The organism is Pseudoalteromonas sp., assembly GCF_041629635.1.
Classification (GTDB): domain Bacteria; phylum Pseudomonadota; class Gammaproteobacteria; order Enterobacterales; family Alteromonadaceae; genus Pseudoalteromonas.
Map to the genome: position 1 here is coordinate 1 of NZ_JBFKMX010000195.1, position 5,023 is coordinate 5,023.

At 42.4% G+C, this 5,023-nt stretch carries 7 protein-coding genes; 3 read left to right on the forward strand and 4 right to left on the reverse strand.

Going from position 1 to position 5,023, the window contains the following annotated elements; translation table 11 throughout:
- Positions 1 to 1,396: TonB-dependent receptor (locus ABYD77_RS17665; RefSeq protein WP_372771415.1), on the forward strand; the 1,396-nt coding region annotated here is incomplete at its 5' end.
- Positions 1,397 to 1,414: 18 nt separating this feature from the next.
- On the opposite strand, the gene ABYD77_RS17670 is transcribed toward ABYD77_RS17665, so the two are convergent.
- The 4 genes from ABYD77_RS17670 to ABYD77_RS17685 form a co-directional block, all read right to left on the reverse strand.
- A complete protein-coding gene (locus ABYD77_RS17670) occupies positions 1,415 to 2,272 on the reverse strand; it encodes a carboxylate/amino acid/amine transporter (protein ID WP_372771416.1) in 858 nt (285 codons plus the stop codon).
- Positions 2,273 to 2,371: 99 nt separating this feature from the next.
- Positions 2,372 to 3,373 (reverse strand): NAD(P)-dependent alcohol dehydrogenase, encoded by a 1,002-nt coding sequence (locus ABYD77_RS17675; protein WP_372771417.1) that lies wholly within the window; start codon positions 3,371 to 3,373, stop codon positions 2,372 to 2,374.
- An 80-nt stretch (positions 3,374 to 3,453) separates the two neighbouring features.
- A complete protein-coding gene (locus ABYD77_RS17680; RefSeq protein WP_372771418.1) occupies positions 3,454 to 3,711 on the reverse strand; it encodes a hypothetical protein in 258 nt (85 codons plus the stop codon).
- Between the two features lie 77 nt (positions 3,712 to 3,788).
- Positions 3,789 to 3,962, reverse strand: coding sequence for a GNAT family N-acetyltransferase (locus tag ABYD77_RS17685; protein ID WP_372771419.1), 174 nt, complete (start codon positions 3,960 to 3,962; stop codon positions 3,789 to 3,791).
- Positions 3,963 to 4,181: 219 nt separating this feature from the next.
- Between ABYD77_RS17685 and ABYD77_RS17690 the strand changes: the two genes are divergently transcribed.
- Both ABYD77_RS17690 and ABYD77_RS17695 read left to right on the forward strand, forming a co-directional pair.
- Positions 4,182 to 4,472: a hypothetical protein gene (locus ABYD77_RS17690; protein WP_372771420.1), complete on the forward strand. Its 291-nt coding sequence runs from the start codon at positions 4,182 to 4,184 to the stop codon at positions 4,470 to 4,472.
- Between the two features lie 7 nt (positions 4,473 to 4,479).
- Positions 4,480 to 5,023, forward strand: a 544-nt coding sequence (locus tag ABYD77_RS17695; protein ID WP_372771421.1) for a PepSY-associated TM helix domain-containing protein, incomplete at its 3' end; no start/stop codon positions are given.

Sequence of the window (5,023 nt, forward strand, 5' to 3'; positions counted from 1 at the left end):
TCACAGTGCCCTGTCACTTACTTATAACTATTTTGAAGGCCAACAAGAAACCGATCACATCAGCATTGATAACAATGTTAATCTGGGTGAAAAGAGTTATGCCATTAAAAACACAACGGGCGAAAAAGCACCGGGCGACCCACAAGGCCCGCGCGGCAACCACAACCTAAAACTGCAATATGAACATGCCGATATCTTTACCGATACCCTATTCACGGGTGATGTATATTGGCAAAAGCTTGAGAACGTTTTCTTCTACAGCACTAAATTCCGCGACCCTGCCCCTGACCTTGCCGGCGGTCAATCAATGATCGAATCAGAAAAAACCGGTATTCGCGCCAACTTTAATACCACTTTTGATTTTGACAATACCGTTGCAAGTTTTACCTATGGTGTTGATTTGTTGAATGATGTAACAGCACAAACTATGGTTGACGGGCGCGACTGGACACCTGAAATGGACATGGACAACGCAGCCGTTTATTTGCAATCAAAATTTGTTATCAATGACGGTTGGGTTGTTAAAGCAGGCCTTCGCCATGAAGAAATTGATGTTGCCGTTGTAGACTTTAAAACCCTAATGGTATGTCGTAAAACCTGTAGCGATGTAATTGATGTAGAAGGAGGCAATATTGAATATAGCGCGACAACCTACAATGTTGGCCTGCGCTACAACGCCATTGACGCATTTATGCCATTTATTAGCTATTCAGAAGGCTTTGACGTAACCGACTTAGGCCGCACACTGCGTACTGCTGACGCGCCAAGCGTTAAAAAGATTGATACCGATGCGTCGATTATTAAAAACTACGAAATTGGTTTTGATGGCAACTCAGGTATTTTAAACTACCAATTTGCAACCTTTATTAGCCAATCAGATATTGGTACCAGCCTAGTGGAAGACCCAGCAACCGGTAAATACGAAAGCGTGCGCTCGCCTCAAGAAATTTATGGCTTTGAAGCCGCACTGGAAGCGCAAGCAACGGACAACATTAAACTCGGCGTTAACTACAGCTGGTTAGAAGGCAAAAACACCGACACCGACGAATACCTAAACGGCAGCACCATTAGCCCACCAAAGCTTGCAGGTTATGCTGATGTTAGTTTAAGTGATGATTGGCGTATGTCTGTTACCTTTATGCACGTAGGCAGCCGTGACCGCTTTGAAAAAGTAGGTGATGTTTACACCGGCACAAATGGCCCAGTAAGCAGCTATCAAGTTGTTAACTTAAGCTCGTCATATCAAATCAACCAAGCGTTAAAGGTGTATGGCGGTATTGAAAACTTACTTAACCAAGATTATTACCCTGCTCGCTCACAAAGCTATACTGGCAACGGTTACAATGTAAAAGGCAAAGGCGCAACCGTTAATATTGGTATGAATTACTTCTTCTAAGATGCTAAAAAGGTGCTGTTACAGCGCCTTTTTTCTTTTCGCTAGGAACTGGTTTAGCCAAAGGGCAAATACAATAATTACGCCACCCAAACCTAAACGTACTAAATCAGCATCGCGGTTCCAAATCACTACATTAACAATAATGCCTGCGGGAATAAGCAGGTTGTTCATAACCGCAAGTGCGCCTACATTCACTTCTACCGCGCCTTTATTCCACGCAAAGTACCCAAGGCCAGATGCAATTAAGCCTAAATAAGTAAGAACGCCCCATTGTGTAGCCGTTGTAGGTAATTTGTCGGGGTTGCCAAATAACACATAGCAGCTCACCGCCACCACTAACGCGCCAATAAAGAACCAACCAAATACGGTTTTATGTTCCAGTGTTTGCTCGCTCATTAAGCGTTTATAAAACACTTGACCGCTGGCAAAACACAGGTTTGCTCCTTGTACCAACAATAATCCCAGTAAAAAGTCGCCATCAATACCTTCGTAGCGAATTGCAATGGCGCCAAAAATTGCAATTACCGCCACCAGCAAAAACTGTGCATTAAAGCGTTTTTCCACTAAGTCATTCAGTAAGGTAATGTAAAGCGGGGTTATTACCGTAAACAGCAATACCTCTGGCACGCTTAAATACAAAAAGCTGTGATAATAAAAGCTGTACATTACGCCTAATTGAATAGCGCCAATGCCCATCAACTTTAAGGCAATGTCTTTTGGCGTACTAAGTAGCTTTAAAAAGGGTAAAAACACACAGGTTGCAAGGGCTACGCGCATTAGCACACTAAACCAAGCATCTACTTGGCCTGCTAAATACACACTAATTAGGCTAAACGAAAATGCCCACAATAATGTGACCGAGATAAGGTAATTCATGAAAATTAAAGGTGATTTTAAAAAAGGCAGTTTAGCGAATTATGGCAGTAAATGGTATGCAGAAGAGCCGCTCTTCTGCATACGGGGTTTTAAAGTGGCTTAATCTTTTGCAAGCACAATACGGTAACGCGCTTTTCCCGATTTTAAATGATCAAGCGCGGCGTTTATGTCGCTCATTTTAAAGGTTTCGATTTGCGGTTTAATATTGTGCTGCACTGCAAATTCAAGCATTTGAGATATGGTTGATGGGCTACCCACAGGCGAGCCCGACACTTGCTTTTGTCCACCAATTAAACCAAATGCGCCTAAATCGAGCGGCTCTAACGTTGCGCCCACAAAGTGTAAACGCCCTTTTGGTTTAAGGGTTGATAAATACAAATTCCAATCAAGTTTTACGTTAACCGTTGAAATAATAAAGTCAAAACTATTAGCAGCCGCTTCAATGGCGCTGTTATCTCGCGAGTTAAGCGTATGGTGCGCACCCAGTTGTTTGGCTTCTTCTGATTTAGATTCAGACGATGTAAATGCAGTTACCTCACAGCCCCACGCATTTAAAAATTGCAGTGCTAAATGGCCTAAACCGCCAATACCAATCACCGCTACTTTGTCGGTTGGTTTAACATCAAACTGCACAAGCGGGTTAAATACCGTAATACCACCACAAAATAGTGGGCCTGCCGCCTGCGCATCCACACCATCTGGCAGCGCTACTACTGCTTTTTCATTGGCGCGCACTTTATCAGCAAAACCACCATGGCTTAAAATGGTCGGCGTTGCTTGTTGGCATAAGTTCTCATCGCCCGAATTACACGAATAACACGTTTGGCAATAATCCGAATGCCAACCAAGGCCAACTAGCTGGCCTTCGCTTACACTTTTTACATGACTGCCCACTTTGCTAATGCGCCCTACCACCTCGTGACCTGCAACTAACGGATACTGTGAAAAGCCCCATTCGTTATCAATCATTGAAATATCAGAGTGGCAAATACCACAATATTCCACGTCAATTTCAACATCGTGAGCACCTAACTCGCCCACTTCAATTTGGTATTGTTCAAGCGCGCCACCGGGCTCTTTTGCTGCGTATGCTGTTATCATATTGGTTTCCCTTTTTTAATCATGTGTTATTCGTGTACTGCATAAGTAGTTAGAACGATCACTCTAAACTAAAACGCGCGTTAAAAATCACAGTCTAGTAATTTCATTGGTTTGTCGGCAGCAAGCACACAGCCCCTTGCCTCGTCGGTTGCCGCTTTACATTGTTTTAGCATTTCTGAACTGCTTGGCGCTTTGTCACCTAAAACGCGCTTAGCATGTGCGACTACTGATTTGCACTCGCTTACTGGCACAGGGTCGGCCTTTGAGCAGCCAGTTAATAAAAAAGCAAAGCCCGCACAAATAAGCATTAAAGGTAAATAAGAAGATAGTTTGCTCATAACATTTCCAACTGAATAAGTGTTCACTCAGTATAGTCATGATTTAATTAGTGGTGCTGAAATATTAAAAATGGTGCTTAGGTGGCTTGTTTGCAATCACAACCTAGTGCCATTGGAATATCAACCATGCCTTCACGGTTTCGCACACCATCAATGCGTTTAAAGCCAAAACGCAGATAAACAATTTCAGCATTGACTGCTGAGTTAACAGTAAAGTTACTGCCATTACTTAAACGCGCCGATAATGGCAAGCTATATAAAGTAAAAGAACAGATTTTATTTAGCTATAGTAAGCTACTACATGTGCCATTTAGATAATCGCGCCCTGTATGAACATTGCATAACGGGGCATTAATCATTCACTTAGGCAAAGCCCACTAAACATTAAAAACTACTTTTATAAAACCAAACACTTGTAACAGTAACGATAACTGCTATCATTCGCTATTATGTTTGTGTTTTGTATTTTAATGGATCACGTATTTACTTCTATTCGTGCTAACAAAGACGTTATCTTCCGAGTATTTATTGCCGTAGCACTGGGCTACAGCATCACCATGTCACTTAGCATTTTATTATCCCTGTTATTACCGCTTAACCAAGTTGATGCCATTGCAGCAAGCTCCATGCTGAGCTTTGCAATTTTTACTGGCTTTGTGATGTTTGTTTTTTCAGCCAAATCAACAAAGCGCGTGTTTTTACAGAGTTTAGTCGTGCTAGTGCTTAGCACCGCTTTTAATTTTTTGTTTGTAACGATGTGAGGCAACGATGAAAAGTGGCTTTAGACAATCAATGGCGTGGCTGCATACCTGGACGGGTATTTTAGTAAGTTGGCTGCTCTACTTTATTTTTGTTACTGGTACCTTGGGCTATTTTGATAGTGAAATTGATGCATGGATGGCACCCGAATTACCACAAAATACCGCATCGGTAAGCGCTTCGCTTAATACTGCAAACACCCATTTAAATACCTACGGCCGTAATGCAAAAGAGTGGCGAGTTTACTTACCAATCGTAAGGTCCGAGCCCCATTTGTGGCTAAGGCATCAACAAAAAAATGCCGATGGAAAACTCAAAAACGTCAGTAAAACCCTTAATGGCGAAAGCGGTGAAGAACTTACCCATCGTAAAACAGGTGGCGGCCAAGCACTTTATCGCATGCATTACCGTTTGCACTATTTGCCTAAACAATTTGCCTATTACTTGGTTGGTGTTTTTACGGTTTTTATGTTGCTTGGCCTTGTTACTGGCATTGTGGTGCATAAAAAAATCTTTAAAGAGTTTTTTACCTTTCGCCGCAACAAAGGCGCCA